At 26.5% G+C, this 19,236-nt stretch carries 12 protein-coding genes; 4 read left to right on the top strand and 8 right to left on the bottom strand.

The window, feature by feature from the left end:
* Nucleotides 1-101: 101 nt before the first annotated feature.
* From BRSU_RS05400 to BRSU_RS05385, 4 genes are all read right to left on the bottom strand, one after another.
* Nucleotides 102-602, bottom strand: coding sequence for a Spy/CpxP family protein refolding chaperone (locus BRSU_RS05400; protein WP_048594261.1), 501 nt, complete (start codon nt 600-602; stop codon nt 102-104).
* 240 nt (nt 603-842) lie between these two features.
* Nucleotides 843-1,466, bottom strand: a complete 624-nt coding sequence (serB, locus tag BRSU_RS05395; protein ID WP_048594260.1) for a phosphoserine phosphatase SerB — start codon at nt 1,464-1,466, stop codon at nt 843-845.
* A gap of 17 nt (nt 1,467-1,483) precedes the next feature.
* A complete protein-coding gene (gene serA / locus BRSU_RS05390; protein WP_048594259.1) occupies nt 1,484-3,088 on the bottom strand; it encodes a phosphoglycerate dehydrogenase in 1,605 nt (534 codons plus the stop codon).
* 388 nt (nt 3,089-3,476) lie between these two features.
* Complete coding sequence (locus BRSU_RS05385) at nt 3,477-4,622, bottom strand: pyridoxal-phosphate-dependent aminotransferase family protein (protein ID WP_048594258.1); 1,146 nt, start codon at nt 4,620-4,622, stop codon at nt 3,477-3,479.
* A 514-nt stretch (nt 4,623-5,136) separates the two neighbouring features.
* Between BRSU_RS05385 and BRSU_RS05380 the strand changes: the two genes are divergently transcribed.
* Together BRSU_RS05380 and BRSU_RS05375 are read left to right on the top strand one after the other, a co-directional pair.
* Entirely contained in the window at nt 5,137-7,701 is a 2,565-nt protein-coding gene (locus BRSU_RS05380) for a YfhO family protein (RefSeq protein WP_048594257.1), read from the top strand.
* Between the two features lie 222 nt (nt 7,702-7,923).
* A complete protein-coding gene (locus BRSU_RS05375; RefSeq protein ID WP_048594256.1) occupies nt 7,924-8,352 on the top strand; it encodes a PepSY-like domain-containing protein in 429 nt (142 codons plus the stop codon).
* A gap of 121 nt (nt 8,353-8,473) precedes the next feature.
* Here BRSU_RS05375 and BRSU_RS05370 read toward each other — a convergent pair whose 3' ends face one another.
* Together BRSU_RS05370 and BRSU_RS05365 are read right to left on the bottom strand one after the other, a co-directional pair.
* On the bottom strand, nt 8,474-10,732 hold the full coding sequence (locus tag BRSU_RS05370) for a lytic transglycosylase domain-containing protein (RefSeq protein ID WP_048594255.1): 2,259 nt from the start codon (nt 10,730-10,732) through the stop codon (nt 8,474-8,476).
* Nucleotides 10,733-11,147: 415 nt separating this feature from the next.
* On the bottom strand, nt 11,148-13,397 hold the full coding sequence (locus BRSU_RS05365; protein WP_048594254.1) for a lytic transglycosylase domain-containing protein: 2,250 nt from the start codon (nt 13,395-13,397) through the stop codon (nt 11,148-11,150).
* A 160-nt stretch (nt 13,398-13,557) separates the two neighbouring features.
* Between BRSU_RS05365 and BRSU_RS05360 the strand changes: the two genes are divergently transcribed.
* Nucleotides 13,558-14,679 carry an aldehyde dehydrogenase family protein gene (locus BRSU_RS05360; RefSeq protein ID WP_280642050.1) on the top strand — a complete coding sequence of 374 codons (1,122 nt, stop codon included), beginning with the start codon at nt 13,558-13,560 and terminating at the stop codon, nt 14,677-14,679.
* Nucleotides 14,634-14,927 (top strand): aldehyde dehydrogenase family protein, encoded by a 294-nt coding sequence (locus BRSU_RS14995; protein WP_280642049.1) that lies wholly within the window; start codon nt 14,634-14,636, stop codon nt 14,925-14,927. Before BRSU_RS05360 ends, BRSU_RS14995 begins: the two co-directional genes overlap by 46 nt.
* A 76-nt stretch (nt 14,928-15,003) precedes the next feature.
* Here BRSU_RS14995 and BRSU_RS05355 read toward each other — a convergent pair whose 3' ends face one another.
* Both BRSU_RS05355 and BRSU_RS05350 read right to left on the bottom strand, forming a co-directional pair.
* A complete protein-coding gene (locus BRSU_RS05355) occupies nt 15,004-16,110 on the bottom strand; it encodes a SpoIID/LytB domain-containing protein (RefSeq protein WP_209435147.1) in 1,107 nt (368 codons plus the stop codon).
* A 116-nt stretch (nt 16,111-16,226) separates the two neighbouring features.
* Nucleotides 16,227-19,223: a YidC/Oxa1 family membrane protein insertase gene (locus BRSU_RS05350; RefSeq protein WP_048594252.1), complete on the bottom strand. Its 2,997-nt coding sequence runs from the start codon at nt 19,221-19,223 to the stop codon at nt 16,227-16,229.
* Nucleotides 19,224-19,236 lie beyond the last annotated feature (13 nt).

The raw sequence follows: 19,236 nt of genomic DNA, 5'->3' as shown, positions 1-19,236 counted from the left end.
TATATTATATATCAAAAATAAAAAAGAGGCAGTATAAAATACTGCCCCAATTTTTCAATAAACCTCGTATATATATTTTATAAATCAGTTTTCTATTTTTATTACCTGTAATAATAGTATCTCATTCTGTAGCTGTTTAATTGTGCTAATTGTTCATCTGTAAGAACATCCAAAACAGTAACATCTTTTTCAATTCTAAGATAATCTATTTCTTTTTCTAAATCTTTCTTTTGATTGATTAAATCTTTTATAAGATTTAAGTCAATATCAATTTTTTCTCTTTCTAATTTGAATTTATAATCAATATTTCTTTTTTGATATTCTAAATCATTGATTTTTAATTCATACTCATAAAATATTTTGCTCATTTCATCGATTTGCTGATCTGTCAAATATATTCCAGCATTTCTGCACATTCTGTATATATCACCTCTTGCACCAGCTCTATGTCTAGGAGTTGGAGGAACTGGCTCTCTATCTCTTGGAGTAGCTTCATATCTGTATCTAGGTTCTTTAGCTGGATCTGCTACAGGGGGCTGTGCAAAAGCAATTGATGATATTAGACTAATTATAAAAAGTGATAATAATATTTTAGTTTTCATGTTTTAATCTCCTTAATAATAGTATAAAATATTTTGTTTTTTCTTGATATATTAGACGAGTATTTTATATAAAAGTTCCCATAAAAATACACAATATATAAAAAATTATAATTTAATAATAAAAAATTTTCATTGATAAAAAAATTAAAATTTTAATAATATATTAAGAATAAAATAAAAGAGAGACTTAAAAAAAATTTAAGTCTCTCTTTTATAGAATTTAATATTTTACTAATTTTACTAATATAAACTATCTAATATAAGAGTTAAATCTTTTTTATCTATTACAATATTTGCTTCTTTTTTTAGAATCTCTTTAGCACAAAAAGCAGCTTTATTTTTAGCATATTTAAACATACTCAAATCATTAGCTCCATCTCCAACAACTAAAGTATCATTATAAGAAATATTCAAAAGCCTCTGCAATGTTAAAAGCATATTTCCCTTGCTGTCAGAAAACATCATTTCACCGCCAACTTTTCCTGTAAGTACATCATCTTTAACATGAAATATATTTGAAAACTCTGCATCCAAATTTAATTTCTTAGCAAATGGAATAGTAGCATTTTTAAATCCGCCTGAAAAGCATACGCATTTATAATCTCTCTTATGCAGCTCTTCTATGATTTCTTTTGCTCCGTTCATTACAGGAAGCGAATTGCAAATTTCATTAATAGTTTCTAATTTGATGCCTTTAAGTAAAGCTACCCTACTTTGCAAACTCTCAAAGAAATCTAATTCTCCTCTCATTCCTCTTGCTGTAATTTCAGAAATCTCTTTAGCAAAATTAGTTTCCTTTGCGATAATATCCAAAGTCTCGCCGTCCATTAAAGTAGAATCAAAATCAAAAACTGCTAATTTCATTTTTATTTGTCCTTAAATTATAAAGTATATTCTGCTGTAAGTCTTACATATTTAGGATCTTGAACGCCTTCTATATTAGAAATTTTTGTTATCACATCATTTCCAATAACTCTATCAACGTTTATTGCCATTATAGATGTACTGCTTCCTTTAATATTTTCAGATACACTCATTGAACCAATATTGATTCCATCAGCTGAAAGAACTGTTGCAACTTTAGCTATCATAGCAGGCTGGTTTATATGAGGTACTATCAATATATGAGGCTGAGGTTTGATTATAACATCATAATCATTAAACTTCACTATTCTAGCAATATTTTTAGCTATCAATGATACTGATACGCTTGTTGTTTCTTTATCAGTTGTCAATTTTACTTTAAGTATGCTTGTGAAAGTTGAAGGAGCTTCAGACTTAATAGTTTTTACTTCAATGCCTCTTTGTTTAGCAAGATAAGGAGCATTAACATAGTTAACATCTTGGAACATATAAGACAATGCACCTTTTAATATAGCAACCTCAAGCGGCTGAATATCTAAATTAATTAAATCTCCCTGAGCTGTTATTTCAAGAGATTTTATTTTTCCATTTGCTGTCTGCATTATCATTTCGCCTGCATTCTCTGAAATTTTCATGTAATCTTTTACAGGCTCTAATTTTTCAGGATTAAGAGAAGGTATATTTACTGCTGATTCAGTATATCCTCCAGATAGTACCTGTTTTATCTGTCTAGCAACATCCAAAGCAACATTAATCTGTGCTTCTTTTGTACTAGCTCCAAGGTGAGGAGTAAGTATCAAATTATCCTTTTTATATTCAACTAAAGGACAAGTTTCTATTTTAGGTTCATTTACAAATACATCTACTGCTGCTGCTGCTATAGTACCATTTTCTAAAGCATTTTTTAAATCTTCTTCATTAACAAGTCCGCCTCTTGAACAGTTAATAATTATTGCAGTATTTTTCATCTTGCATAAATTATCTTTATTTATTATATTATTTGTTTCAGGAGTTTTTGGTATATGAAGTGATAAATAATCAAGTTTAGGTAAGAATTCATCTAAAGAAGTTTCATAAACAGCTCCAGCTTTCTGAACTATTTCTTCTGTAGCAAATGGATCATATACAATAACTTTCATACCAATAGCTAAAGCAATATGAACAACCTTTCTTCCTATTCTTCCAAATCCCATAACACCCAAAGTTTTTCCTAAAAGCTCATTACCAGTGAATTTATCTCTGTTCCATTTAGCATCTTTAGTAGATACTGCAGCAGGTACTATATTTCTTGATACTGCAAGCATTAAAGCTATAGTATGTTCTGATGCTGCAATAGTATTTCCATCAGGAGAGTTTACTACTATTATACCTTTTTCTGTAGCAGCTTCAACATCTATATTGTCCACTCCTACTCCCGCACGTCCTATGATTTTTAAATTCTTTCCAGCTTCTATGATTCTTTTTGTTACTTTAGTTTGGCTTCTAACCATCAAAGCATCATATTCTCCAATAACTTTAACTAATTCATCTTCACTCATAGTAGGAAGAAATACAGCTTCAGAAACATCAGCTATTATATCCTTAACGCATTCATTTACCTTATCAGTTATTAAAACCTTCATTATAATTTTCTCCTTTATTGTTATGCTCGCCTCCGCCTACAATAAGCAAATAAATAAATTTATTTACTGTCTTCGGCTCGCTTATTGTTGCTATGCTCGAAAAAACCTATAAGATCCTCGATAATGAATTATAGAGGTGGCTTTTTTTCGCTTTTTTATTACTATACTAGAAAAAGACTATAAGCTCCTCCACCTTAGGCGAATTATCTGGGCAGATTTTTCTCGCTTCTTTTGTTGCTATGCTCAAAAAAGTATACAAACTCATCAATAATAAATTATTTGATAAACTTTTCTCGCTTTATAACTATTACTAATAAAAATAAAATATTCTAATATAATGAAAAAAGCATTATATTAGAATATATAAAATAATCAAAACTATTTACTATTATTTATTTAATTCTTCAATTAACTTTTTAACTCCACTGCCTAATTCAAATTTGTATCCTAATTTTAAAAGGCTAGCCTCTAATGCTCCCATAGCCATTATTAAATCTCTTTCGCATACAAATCCAAGGCTTCCGATTCTAAAGATTTTATTTTCTAAATTACCCTGACCATTTGCAACTATTATATCATAATCTTCTTTCAAAGTTTTTCTTATATCAGGTACGCTTATTCCTTCAGGAGGAAGTATTGAAGTGATAGCATGGCTTGCATTATTATCATCTTCTACAAGTAATTTTAATCCTATAGTTCTTACAGCAGCCCTTAAAGCAAGAGAAAGTTTTTTATGTCTTTTATTAACATTTTCAATACCTTCTTCTTTTATCATTTTTAAAGATGTATGTAAAGAAGTTATAAGGCTTACTGCTGGAGTAAAAGGAGTAGTATCTTTAGCTAAAGACTTTTTATGTTCAGTCCAGTTAAAATAAAAACTAGGATATTTACATTTTTCATGCATTTTGAAAGCATCTTCGCTTGCAGTTAAAAATGAAAGTCCAGGAGCAATCATAAATCCTTTTTGAGAACCAGATATTGCAACATCAATATTCCATTCATCAGTTTTAAACTCCATAGCACATAAACTTGTTATACCGTCTACAACTGATACAGCACCATGTTTTTTTATAATAGAACATAATGTCTTTACATCATTAGCAGCACCTGTTGAAGTTTCACTATGAGTAAGAGTTACAATCTTTATGTCTTTATCTTTATTCAAAGCTTCTTCAAGCATTTCAGGAGTTATAACTTTTCCAGCTTCAACTTCTACTTTTGTAACTACAGCTCCTCTGCTTGCAGCGATTTTTGCCCATCTTGCCCCAAAATTACCAATAGATAAGCATAATACTTTATCGCCCTCATTAATAAGGTTTTCTAAAGCAGCACACATAGCACCTGTTCCGCTTGCTGTGAATAAATATACATCATTTTTAGTTTGGAACACATATTTTAAATCTTCATAAACTTCTTTTAAGATATTTGAAAATTCTTTGCTTCTATGTGCCATAGGATGTTTTGCCATTTCTATTAATGCTGATTCAGGTACTGGAGTAGGACCTGGTATCATCAAAAATGTTTTATCTCTCATAATAAAAGTCTCCTTAAAAATCATCAATAAAATAAAAAAATATTTCATATATTATAGTACATATATTTTTTTTTACAATACTGTATCTAGTAATATTTATATAAAAATTGGATTATTTATATATAAAATAGTTATTTTATATATAAAAATGATTGTTTTTTATAATTTATTTAATATATAAAATATTATATATCATAAAAAATATTCTTTTCATAGTTATATTAATAATAATCATACGTCTATAATAAAAAATAGTTACAAACTTATAATTAAAAATTATATAAAAATATTGTATATATTTCGGACTAAATATTATATTAAAATCATTAATAAAATGTATTTCAATGTATACGTTTTAAATTAATACTTTTTTCTTTAACATAAATTATACATAAAATATTTTAAAACAAAACTCCTTGACAATACAGTATCTTTTATATATTATTTAATATCTAATTTTTTATTTATCATAAAAACATACATATAACTTACTTTAATTTAAGGAAAACAAATAATGAAATCATTAAAAAAAGAAATTATATATCCTATTATATTTGCAATTCTTTCTATACTATTTTTCTACAGCAACTTAACATTTTCCTATCTTCAAATGGGCGATGTTATATTATGGGATATTAAAAATATTAAAGATGCAATATTCAGCGGAAATTTATACTTCTGGAATAATGCTTACTTTACTATAGCCACATCTTCAACAGTACCTATTCACCCAAAATCTTTATTAATAGCATTATTACCTAATAATATATACCCTCAAGTAAGTATAATGTTTCATATAACTATTATGGGATATGGATTATTTTTATTTTTAAGAGAAAAGAAATTATCTATAAAAGCATCTATGTTTGGTGCAGTTGCTTTGATGTTTTCAAATGCTATGATAACATTAATACTTCCAGGTCATTTAGGTAAATTTGAAACTTACTGTTATTTTCCATTTGTATTGTATTTCCTTTCAAAAGCTATGAATAGTGAAAAATGGATTCATTTCCTTCTTACAGGTGCTTTTTTAGGAATAGCATTTTTAGGCGGAGCTTTGGACGTTGCAATGTACTTCGCTTTATTTTTATCATGTTATTTCTTATACTTACTTTACAATAAAAAAAATGATAAGAAAATAATTGACTTTATAAAAACAGATATTAAAAAAATAATTATTTTATGTGTAAAATTTGCATTAGTAGCAGTATTTTCTTTTTTGATGTCTATACAAATAATAATGATAACAAGAAATACTCAGGATATGGGAGCAGCCGGAGTTACAGATAAGAATCAATTATGGGAATGGGCTACAAGATGGTCATATCCGCCTGAAGAAGTATTGGGATTCTTTATACCTGGATTCTTCGGATACTATTCAGGAAGTCAAACTCACCCTTATTGGGGAAGAATAGCTAATATGCCTGGAGAGCCTAAAACTTCAAACTTCTCTTTAACTTCTGCTAATATTGGTTATATCACTTTTATTTTTATAATATTTGCCATATTTATAAGCAGAAAAAAATACAGTGAAAAATATTTCTGGATTGGTACAGCCTTATTCTTTTTAATAGCAAGTTTTGGAAGATATTTTCCTGTTATATATGGAGCTTTATTTCAAATACCAATATTCAGAGATGCGAGAAATCCTAATAAATTTATAGAAATTATACCTATTCCATTTGCAATACTTTCATCATTTGCATGCGATTATATATTTAAAGCATTAGAAGCAAAAAAAGAGGATAAGCTATTAAAATATTTAGAAGATGATTATAAATATATAAATATAGCTCAAAAAATTATGTATGCAATAACAATAGCTTCTGCCGTACTTGCATTAATAACAATATTAACAAATGGAATGATATATAATAGTTTTGTAACTGATTGGAAGGAAGCTAATGCTGCATTAATATCAAAAAATATATTTATGTCATTTATAAGATTAACTTTAATATCTTCTTCTGTACTTCTTTTAATTAATAATGCCATTTCATTAAAAGAAATAACCATAAAAGATAAATTCCTTGTAATAGTACCTTTAATAGGATTTATATTATTCTCTGTGTATGATTTAGGACATATAGGTTTTCTTATAATAGGAAGTATTATAGTATTTTTATATGTTGTAATAGCTAATAAAGATAAATTATTCTATAAATATTTGCCTTATATGTTTATAGCTGTATTATTCTTGGATTTAGCTCAAAGCGGAAACATGTTTGTAGTAAAATCTAATTATGATCAAATGTATAAATCTACTCCTATAGTTGATCATATATTGAATGAAAAAGGCAATGAAACAACAATGCCTATATTGATTCCTTATCTATACAGATATACTACTCATACAATGCCTTATTACAAAATACCTTTAACTGAGCCTCCTGCTGCAAGCCGATTATCAAAAGATATTACTGATGTATTTTCAGCATTCAGAATAAATGATTATGTAGGTTATCAGCCTAGACTTATGGATTTACTTGGAGTAAGATATATTTTAAGTCCTACATATTTGGATCAGTCAGTACTTTCTAATGATTTGACAAAGATAACTGAATATCAGGATCAATTCTCTGCTGCTGTATTATATGAACTTAAAGGGTATAGAAATAAATATGAATTTGTTAATAATGCTTATAATGCAGTAGATTTCAATGATGGACTTGGCAGAATTAGCATGCCTAATTTCAATTTAGCTAATGAGGTTGTTTTACTTAATAATTCAAATAATAATATCACTTTGAATAATGGAAATTCAATATATACTGCTGAATTACTTGAAGAAAGTGATAATAAAATAGTAATTAATGTAAAAACTCCTGAAGCTGGTGTTCTTGTGTCTAAAGAACGTTATAATACGGATTGGTCTGTAACTGTAAATGGGGAGAAGAAAGAATTATTAAATGCTAATCTATTATTCAGAGGTGTTTATGTTGATGCTGGTGATAACAATATCGTATTCGAGTTCACACCTACAATGAAATATTTATACAGTACAATAATTTGCTGGATAATATTTATAGTGATTTCTATTCTCAATATAGTTTTATATTTCAAAAAACAAGATAATTAACAATAAATTTTATAAAAATATATATTTTATGTAAAAACAGTTTTAATATTTTCATATTAGAACTGTTTTTTTAAATTTACAGCAAATATGTACGATAATATGTAAGCAATAATTATAAAAAATAAATACCTTGTAAACAAGAAGTAAAATATTTGTAAAAAATATTGACACATAATAATAAATATGATATACTAATAATATAAAAGGAGGAGGAGGTTATTTATGAAAATACTAAAAGTAATATTAACAATTATCATAATCTCTTCCAGCAGTCTATTCGCCGATGATTGGATAGTTTCTCCTGAACAATTACCTGAAAGAGCTAGACAATTTATAGCTCAAATATTTCCTGATGCACAAATATGGTATGTTGAAATGGATGACGGTAAATATGAGGTAGAGCTTTCCAACGGCATAAAAATAGACTTCTTAGGAAATGGCGATTGGAAGGAAATAGATGCAGAGTATATTGGAATACCATATAATGCTTTTCCTGCCAATGTTGCAAACACTATAAGAAACACATATCCGCAAACCGTTATAATAAGTGCTGAAAAGAAATGGGGTACTTATGAAATAAAGCTTAATAATATGATGGAGCTTTATATATCTTCTGACGGTCAGCTGATAGGACAAAAATTCGACGATTGATTTACTTTCCATCCCATATACAATGCAGGGTATTAAATTGCTAATGCCCTGTAATTTTTTTACAATCAAAATTCAAAATAAATTAAAATGAATATCTATAAAGTTATAAAGTATTATATTATCAATCCTTATAATATTTGCTGTAATATTCATAGCTTTTTATAACTCTCTCTACATAGTATTCAGTTTCTTCGATATCAATGAATCTTCCTGTACGATACATATTATTAGTGCCGTACTCTGCTTTCCATCTTCTTCCGCGACCTGAACCTGCATTATAACTTGCTGCTACTAATATATAATTACTTGCCTTTTGACTGCTGAATAACCAACCTAAATGAGAAACACCTAAATTAATATTCTGCTTAGGATCTGTTAAATCTAAAGGATTGTATCTATATCTAGACTTTTTATTTTCAGCTGCTGCTGTTGTAGGCATTAACTGCATAAGCCCCATAGCCCCAACCCAAGACTGGGCTTTAGGATCAAATAGGCTTTCTTCTCTCATTATAGCATATACAAAGGCGGGCTCTATTTTATAGTATTTAGCTTCAGGTACAACATACTCATCAAAATATCTAGGATACACTCTCTTTCTAAACTCATCTGGAAGCAAATCAACATTATCATTATAAGGATATCCAAAATATTTACCTATATTTGCGGATACTTGTATAAGTCTTTTTGTATTTCCTGAATCTTTAAATATTTTCTCAGCAAAATAAAATAAAGGATATGTTACCTGAGTCTTTTTAAATACTTTATCGAACTCTGTATATGCATTATCATAATCGCCGTAATAGTATAATATTATTGCTTTATTAACTTCCCTTCTAGTCTGAAGTGATAATTCATTAAATAAATCATTCTCGCTCCTATTAGCGTATGAATCTTTTACAAATTTATTTCTCATAAGAATATTTTTAGCTAATGCCCTAGCATCTCTTGTGATATTATCTTCTTTGCCTGTAGCAATATAATTTAAAAATTGTATCTTATTAAGCATTTGCATAGATTTAGTAAAATTAGAATCTGCATAATATCTTTTAGCTTCATTCAAATAATAAGTATTGCTAAGCTGAACATTAGCTATCATTTCATTATTAGCAAGACTCAAAGCACCTTTTACGAAATAATGGCTTTTACTTGTAAGAAGTGTTTTCATTAAATATTCATCTCTTTTTTCAATATCTCCAAACTCTTCAGCCGTCCACATATTCCAAGATAATGCAAAATCATGTCTGAAACTAGGATATCTTGCCTCTAAAGCTTTGGTAGCAAAATAAGTTTCTGTTTTATTGTTTAATTTAAATGCCTTTCTTAAATATGATTTTAAAGCAAGTTCTGTCTGCCAGCTTTTAGGGAATCTCTTCATTGTATTTGTAAGATAAGTTTTTGCTTGAACTAAATTATTTCTATTCAAACTCAAAGTAACAAAACTATTATATATTCTAGGTACATAATCATCTCTAGGATATTCTTTCAAAAAAGTATTATAGAGATCTGCTGCCTTATTATAATTTTTTAATTTAGTATAATTATCTGCTGAATAGTAAAGCCCTAATCTTCTATGTGATTTATTATTGGCGTTTGATAAATATTCATCGAATAAAGCTGCAGCATCTTTTCTATTTCCGGACTTCTGTTTAATTCTAGCCATATAATATGTAGAACTTGCCTTATGCGAATTATTATCATATAAATCTTGAAAATGTTTCAAAGATGCCTTTCTATATCCTGCTTCATAAAGTATAGCTGCTGTTTTAAATTTTAAATTATTTGGAAAAGATGAAATATCTTCAGAGAAATTATTATTATAATATATAGCAGCTTCACTTAATCCGAATCTATTTAAAAGTTCATAAGCTATCATTCTAGCCTTATTAGTATCATCAGTATTTCTTAAAGCTCTTATTCCTACAAACTCTTTGATCCATTTTTGAGTCTTTCCATTAAAAAAATCGCTTATAGGATAATCATCTCTGTAAAACTCTGCTAATGCTTTATACTGCTCTGCATAAGGGTACAATGATGAACGAGGATATTCTTTCATTAGTAAAGCATATAAATCTATTGCCTCATTGTACATATTAGTAAGCAAAGCACTTTTAGCACCGTAATATATAACATAATCTCTTATAATCATATCATCTTCTGTATTCATAATATTTGTAAATTGATTATAAGCCTCTAAATATTTTTCTCTATTATGAAGTTCTAATGCTGTACCATAATTGATTTTATTTTTTGATATAATATTCTTTTGTAATGATATATCTTGAGCACCTAATATAGATGTCATTACAATAACAATGATTTCAAAACAAAATGTAAAAAGTAAAACTCTTTTATTAAAAATTTTTAAGATAGTATTCTTCATTTAAAATAAGCCTGAAATAGTTTTTATATAGTAACTATTATTGTATTACTTTTTTGATTTTTTGCAAATAAATTTTACATTTCGATTATATACCTAAACAAACATATTTTATCAAAAATTATTTTATTATTAGTGGGGACTAGCCCTCACACCCCCCAGTTCTTTTATTGGTATAAAAGAACCAAAAAGACTGCATTTTTACTTTAAATTTAGGTTATATCCTATATTTAATAAGTATTTTTTAATATAAAGTTATAGCAATTGCGTTTTCGCGAAGCGTGCCTATGGCAGCAACTTTGACGAAGTCCGCAGAGCGTGTGCGACAAAAAAGTTGATAATTCTACATAAAGTGTATTGATTGACAAACTTAAAAATTTTCAGTATATTTCAAATATGTCTATAAAATAATTACATATTAATCTTGATAATATTTACTGTAATGTTCATAACTATTAATAACTTTCTCTACATAATATTCAGTTTCTTCAATATCGATGAATCTTCCTGTACGATACATATTATTAGTACCATATTCGGACTTCCATCTTTTTCCGCGTCCTGAACCTGCATTGTAACTTGCAGCCACTATTATATAGTTGCTTGCATTTTCATTTTTAAATAACCAGCTTAAATGTCCGATACCTATATTAATGTTTTGTTTAGGATCGGTTAAATCTAAAGGATCGTATCTGTATCTAGGATTTCTATTTTGCTCTGCTGCTGTTGCAGGCATTAACTGCATAAGTCCCATAGCTCCAACCCAAGATTTAGCCTTCGGATCAAATGTACTTTCCTCACGCATTATAGCATATACAAATAACGGATCTATTTTATAATGCTTTGCCTCTGGAAGAACATACTCATCAAAATATCTAGGATAAACCATTTTTCTAAACTCATCCGGAAGCAAATCTGTATTATAAGTATAAGGATAGTCAAAATACTTTCCTATATTAACAGATATCTGCATAAGCCTTTTAGTATTTCCTGAATCTTTAAAAATCTTTTCAGCAAAATAAAATAATGGATAATTTACTTTTTCAGCTTTCTTAAATATTTTATCATATTCTGTGTATGCATTATCATAATCGCCGTAACAGTATAATAATATTGATCTATCAACTTCGTTAGTAGTTTGTAATGATAATTCATTAAATAAATTATAATCACTTTTATTTGAATATAGCTCTTTTACAAAATCATTTTGCATAAGAATATTTTTAGCCATATCTCTAGCTGATTTCATCAAATCATCTTCTTTTCCTGTAGCAATATAATTTAAGAACTGAATCTTATCAAGCATTTCCATAGACTTAGTATAATTTGAATCAGTGTAATATTTTTTAGCTTCATCAAAATAATAAGTATTGCTTATTTCAACATTTTTAATCATATCATCATTAGCTAAAGTCAAAGCACCTTTTACAAAATAATGATTTTTACTTGTAAGAAGTGTTTTCATTAAATATTCATCTCTTTTTTCAGTATCTCCAAATTCTTCCGCACTCCACATACTCCAAGACAATGGAAAATCATGTCTGAATGTAGTATATCTTTTCTCCAATGCTGAAGTAGCAAAATAAGTTTCAGTTTTATTTTTTAATTTAAACGCCTTTCTTAAATATGATTTTAACGCTAATTCAGTCTGCCAGCTCTTTGGAAATTTATTCATAACATTAGTTAAATAAACTTTTGCCTGAACCAAATTATTTTTATTCAAACTAGTATTAACAAAATTATTATATATTCTAGGCACATAATCATCTCTTGGGTACTCTCTCAAAAATGTATTATACAATTCCATTGATTTAGCATTATTTGTTAATTTAGAATAATTACCTGCGGAATAGTAAAGACCCATTTTTCTGTATGTTTTATTATTGGCATTAGATAAATATTCATCATACAATTTAGCTGCTTCTCCCCTATTTCCTTCTGCTTCATTTATTCTAGCCATATAATAAGTTGAATTTCCCTTATTATAATTATTAGAGTATAAATATTCAAAATGTTTTAATGCAGATTTCCTAAATCCTGCATCATAAAGTACTGAAGCGGCTTTATATTTTAATTCGTTATCGAATAAAGATATTTCATCTTCATAATTATCATTATAATAAATAATAGCTTCACTATTTGATAATTTAGTTATAAGTTCATAAGCTATCATCTTAGCTTTATTAGTATCATCAGTATTTCTTAAAGCTCTTATACCTACAAATTCTTTAATCCATTTTTGTTTCCTGCTATTAAAAAAGTTGCTCACAGGATAATCATCTCTATAAAACTCTGCTAATGCTTTATACTGTTCAGCATAAGGATATAGCGGCGAATTTGTATATTCTTTCATTAATAATGAATACAAATCTATAGCTTCATCATACATATTGGTACTCAAAGCACTTTTAGCACCATAATATATAATATAATCTTTAATGATTGCATCTTCATCTCTATTCATTATATTAGTAAATTGATTATATGCTTCTAAATATTTTTCTCTATTATATAATTCTAATGCAGTACCATAATTGATTTTGTTCTTTGAAGTGATTTTTTTCTTTAAAGAAATATCCTGAGCAGTAAGCATAGAGGCAATTACAGCAACAATAATAGCAAAACAAATAATAAATAATATGAATCTTTTAAAAGCTTTATTTTTCATTTACACAAAACCCAAATATAATTTTTTATATATAAATTTTTATTTTATTATTTTTACAATTTTTTGCAAATCAATTCAATATATTAATCATAAAAAATAATAGGAATTTATCAATATTTTTGTATATTAACTATAAACAAATTATGGAGAAATATATAAAATGGATTTAATAGAATTAAGAGATAAGCAAAAAAAATTATTTCAAACATCAAAAACTTTATCATATAATTTCAGAATAGAACAATTAAAAAAATTAAAATCAATGTTAATAAAATATGAAAAAGATTTTATAGATGCATTATACAAAGACATGCAAAAATGCGAGTTTGAGGCTATAGCTTCAGAATTTTATATGGTTATAGAAGAAATTAATCTATTCATAAAAAATTTAAGAAGATGGATGCATCATAAAAAAGTAAAAAAGAACATGATAACAATGGATGCTAAGACAATGGTTATAAATAAGCCATTTGGGGTATCATTGATAATATCTCCTTGGAATTATCCTGTTCAATTAACTTTTCTTCCGCTTGTAGGAGCAATAGGTGCTGGAAATACAGCTATAATAGCACCTTCTCAATTAACTCCTTGCGTTTATGATGTAATTTACGATTCTATAAAAAATACATTTGATGAAGAGTATATTGCAGTTATAGATAAAACTGTGCCTCCGGAAAGTACAACAAAAATAGAGTATGATAAAATTTTCTTCACAGGCTCTCCAAGAGTTGGAAAAATCATTATGGCAAATGCATCGGAATTTCTAACTTCTGTAACTTTAGAGCTTGGAGGAAAATCACCTGTAATAATAGATGATATAAAAGGAAATAATTTTAATAAAGCTGTAAAAAGAATAATATGGGGTAAATTTTTAAACTCCGGTCAAACTTGTATATCTCCGGATTATATATTACTAAGAGAAGATTTAAAAGAAAAATTTCTAATCGCATTCAGTAAAGAAATAGAATTATTCAATAAAGAAAGAAAACTGCATAGAATCATAAATGAAAATCACTATAGAAGAATAAAATCATATTTGAATGACGGAAAAATAATTTACGGCGGTGAATATGATGATAATAATTTATCTATTTCTATTACTATAGTAGAACCTAGAGATTTAGAAACTAATATAATGAAAGATGAAATATTCGGAAGTGTTTTCCCAATACTATATTACAAAACAAAAGAAGAAGCAAGAGATATAATAAACAAAGTTTGTTCAAAGCCCTTGCTATGTATCTATTTTCAGAGGATATTGCTTTTAATTATTACTTCATAGAAAGAATGAGTTACGGATGCTGTGCCGTTAATGATACTATAAGTCAGATACTTAATCCTCATGCACCTTTTGGAGGAATTGGAAACAGCGGTATAGGACAGTATCATGGTTATGATAGTTTTAAATGCTTTTCAAAAGAAACAACTATTCTAAATAAAGGTTATCGTTTTGAAATAGATACTAGATATCCTCCTTATGAAAAAAATATAAAATCATTAAATTTTTTATACAATCTTACAAAGAAATAAATATTATTTTAATAATAAAAAAGGCCTATATTGAACATCAATATAAGCCTTTGTTTTTTACTTAATTATTTATTAATCACTTTCCCCAAACATCAGGTTCAAACTCTTTATTAACTCTATTATAATCTACAATATCAACTCCATTATAATAGAATTTTAATATCTCTTTATAATCTTTTTTAACCTGTGCCATACCATAAGCACCCCACTGACACATACCTACACCATGTCCACTTCCTTTTCCAGTGATTATGATACCATTATCAACTTTTTTAATAGTAAAGTTAAGTGAAGGTACTAATCTAGGAGAAAGAGTAGTTCTGAAATCTCTAGAACGAATATCGCTGTCATCTATTTTTATATTAGTAGCTTTACCTGATTTAGGATCTGTGCTAATACCTATAGAAGATTTTTCAGTAGCATGTACAGAATAATTAGCTAAATCATTATTAAGTTCATTATAGCTTAAAGCATTAGTCCAAGGCTTAATCTGAGCATTACAATAAGGGCAAGAAACTCCTTCTAAATAAGGAACAGCAACACCAAATACATTTTCAGCACTGTCAGTATGTCCGCCGCATAAAGCACTGAAATATGTAGCTATAACTTTTCCTTTATAAACAGCAATCTCATATCTAGTTCTATCAACTGCCTGCTCAACAGACCAATTCATTTTTTCTTTACCATTATAAACTTGATATTTTGTAGTATTATCAACATCAAAAGGAAGTTTATTAGCATTTTTTAATATATGATACATAGCATAAGTTCTAGCTGCTACTGCCTGAGCTTTTAAAGCTTCCATAGGCCAATCAGGAGACATTTCATGAGGAAGTACTCCTTTAACATAATCTTCAATATTAAGTTCATTAACAACGATCATTGTATCATTGTATGGAATAAACATTAATGAACCATAATATTCAACACCATTTAAAGTAAATCCGTCCTGAGTTTCAAATACTATACCTTCTTTATAAACTCCAACTTCATTAACTTTTAAACCTAATCTGTTTTCAACTACCTTTACAGTTTCATTAGTAAGAGCAGATATAATTTCACTTTCATATTTATAATTGTATGCCTTATAAGGACCTTTGATATTAATAGTATATGGTGCTTTTACATCTGTTAACTGTACTCTTATAATATTTTGATTTGCAAATGCATATATACTATTCATAGCTAATAAAACTAGCAATAAAAAGAAATACTTTTTGACTCCCATAATTTTTACGCCTCCTTGCGATATATAAATTTACTCGTCAAAATTATCGGTTATTTTAAAAGTTACTTTATTTAATTTAATTCTACTTCTTTTGATTCTTTAGTTTTCCAATCAATTTGAAATTTCTTCCAATTATTAACATCAAATATATTATCTCTAACATAATAATAATAATTAAAATTATATGAATTACTTAACTGTCTATCAACCTGCCAAGAATCAACAGTTATTATATTAACTCCATTATTTTTATAATCATTTGTTATTATTTTATTATTAAATGGATTTATAGGATTATCAATATGTTTAGTTGCTAAATACGGCATATCAGCTATAGTCATAAAATTAGTATCAATTTTTATATTTCCTTTACTATTAAAATCTTTAAACATTAACAATGGATTTATAGTAGTGACAAAAGATAAATTATTTGAATTAAAATTATTATTATAAACCCCGCTTCCATGGTCCGAAATTACTATTATCTTAGTATTATCATAAACATCATTATCTTTTAAATATTTAATGATTTTTATTAAAGAATTAATGGCAGCAACATTAACATAAAAAAATCTTGTACTAATATCATCTCTATATATATTTAAATCCTTACTATCTACATCTTCTAAACTTGTATGCGGTAAAAAATCAGAAGCAAAGTAATAAGGTTCATGTGTAGCTAAATTATATATCATATTATAATAATTACCATCCTCAGTAATATTCATAAAGTTAGTTATAGAATCTAAAACAGAATAATATCTTATACTAGAATTAAATCTTAAAAAAGAAGAACTAGCTAAAAACCAACCAGCATTATCATAAAAATCATATCTTAAATTTATAGGCATCATTCTAAATAATGAAAATCTTATAGATTTATTTTTTTGATCCATTTCTAAAGTCTGTTCAAAATTAATGTTTGTTCCTCCAAAATAAATATTCAAACTATAATTTTGAATAGAATCTGATGAATAAGCTGAAATATTAGTGTAATTTTCAAATATGCTCAAATCTAGAATATTTGAAAAATTGGCGTATGTAGGTTCCAATAAAGTAGACTTATACCCATATTCTTCTAATAATAACGGTACAGTTAATATAGCCTCATTATGTTTATCTTTTAAAAGATTACTGCCATTTGTACTTAATTCGAAAGGTAAATAATCATAACCTCCATATAGAGAAGCCGTTGTTATAGTAGATTGACTAAAAGAAACAGTATTTGGATATATTGTAAAACCATCTAATTTTTCTTTATATTCTGGAAATCTCTCAAATGCTTCTAACCAATAAGAATTTACAGCTTTATCAATGAATAAAACTATTATATTATTTTCTGTTTTAGATAAATTAAATATTTTATAACTTGATAATTGATTTGATTTTTTCTTAATATCATTAAGTTTAACATGTGAGTTATATATATTATATATATCTAGTAATGAAATAATTACTAAAACAGCTAATACAATATAATTTATATTGATAAAAAATATACTTTTATTAACTCTTAAAATAAAAATTAATATTAAACTAAATATAATAGTCAATGAAAAATTCAATAATAATTCTTTAAAAGAAAATTTTAATAAATCAGCATTATCAAATAAAAATTCATTATTTATATTAATATAATTACCTGTCATTACAAATGTATTTATTAATACAAATATAACAAAAAACAAAGACAGTAAAGTTAAGTAATTTTTAATTTTTTCTGAAAATAATGAATATATAAACATAGGGTAAAAGAAAAATAATCCAATACCTATAGATAAATTGTTTATAATCAAATAAAAAGGATATGAAAATTCTTGAGGAGAGTTAGATATAAGAGATGACAATATAAAAAGCCCGGATAATATAGTGATTGTTAAACAAGAAGTTATCATTAATTTATATCTGTTTTTTTCAAAAGATTCTATTAAATGACTTTTATTAAATATAAATTTATATATATTTGATATATTCAATATGATAGTTATAAACAACAAAAACAAATATATATTAATTGAATAACTTCTAGGAGAAAGTCTATAGTATATAATAATATCATCTTTTATATTTTCAATTTTATCTTTTAAAATTAAAGTAGATACTATTGTACTACTACCCTCATACTCTATACTAATTACATTATCATCTAATTTATCTTTATTGCCAACAAAAGAAAATATATCACTAGTAATAAAAATTTTACTATAATATCTTACTCTAGCAGCATAAAAATATCCATTTCTATTATTTATAAATTCAAAATCTGATAAATACCCTTTTCTTTCTACATTTGATAAAGAAATTAACAACATAAATACTACTGTAACGATAATAAACAATATGTTATATGCTTTTAATAACTTATATTTATTTTTAACAAATACTTCATATAGTTTAAACTCTATTACAATATTCTTTATTAAAGAAAATAAACAATTAATAGTCCAATAAAATAAAAGTCCTGATGGTGAAGTATATAATAATACTAAAAATATTAATGATACTATATAGAGAGGCAAACTTTCTTTAAATCTTAATTTCCTAGCATAAACAAATCCGGCAAGCAAGCTAAATAAAGTCATTACAAATGGAAGTAAATTTATACTAATATTACCAATATGAATTAAATTATCTGGTTTAGATAAGTCTTTTATAAATAAAAAACTCTGACCATTTAATCCAGATATACTATGTATAAAATTATATGCTGCTATAAAAAATGGTATTTGTATTAAAAGACCTAAAGTACCTCTAAAAGCATATATAGTTTTATAACCATTTATTCTTTGGCAAGCTCTTATTAAAAGATACCTTTGATCTCCTTTATATACGGCTTTAATATTATCTATCATTGGCTTCATTTTATCTTGAATTGCTCTTTCTTTAGCCTGCCAAGATTCTGCTATATTATATAATGGCAATGATAAAAAATTTATACATAAACTGATAAAAAATAAACTTACTCCATATCCTGATTTAAAGACAGAATTAAATAGATAAAATAATATTTCTATAATGAATTCTATTGGGTATATTGTAATATTGTAAAGTATATCAAAAAACATCATAATACCCCCAAGA

It is taken from the genome of Brachyspira suanatina (assembly GCF_001049755.1).
Classification (GTDB): Bacteria; Spirochaetota; Brachyspiria; order Brachyspirales; family Brachyspiraceae; genus Brachyspira; species Brachyspira suanatina.
Note: the sequence above shows the minus strand (reverse complement) of the source record. Positions and strands in the feature narration are given on the sequence as shown.